This is a genomic window from Gardnerella sp. C0684A1 (assembly GCF_055326835.1).
Genome location: NZ_JBLTSX010000036.1, coordinates 1 through 263, shown reverse-complemented (window position 1 = coordinate 263; position 263 = coordinate 1). Strand labels below are relative to the sequence as shown.

The following is a 263-nucleotide window of genomic DNA, read 5'->3' as shown; positions in this document are numbered from 1 at the left end:
GCTCCAGGTCGCCGACCAAATGAAGCTGGACGCGCGACCGCTGCGCGGCGAACCCGAGGATCTGCGCGAAGTCGCATTGCCGGCCATTCTCCATTGGGGCCTCAACCACTTCGTCGTGCTGACTGCCATCAAGGGCCGCGGCGCCAAGGCGCGATATCTCGTCAACGATCCGGCTCTGGGCGCGCGAAGCCTGTCCCGGGAGGAGCTGTCGAAGCTGTTCACCGGCGTCCTGATCGAACTGCATCCCGCCATCGCCTTCGAGC

1 protein-coding gene is annotated in these 263 nt (G+C 65.8%); it reads left to right on the top strand.

Going from position 1 to position 263, the window contains the following annotated elements; genetic code table 11:
- Positions 1–263 (top strand): cysteine peptidase family C39 domain-containing protein (locus ACNEUN_RS06270; RefSeq protein ID WP_463631578.1); only part of this gene is annotated, 263 nt, incomplete at both ends.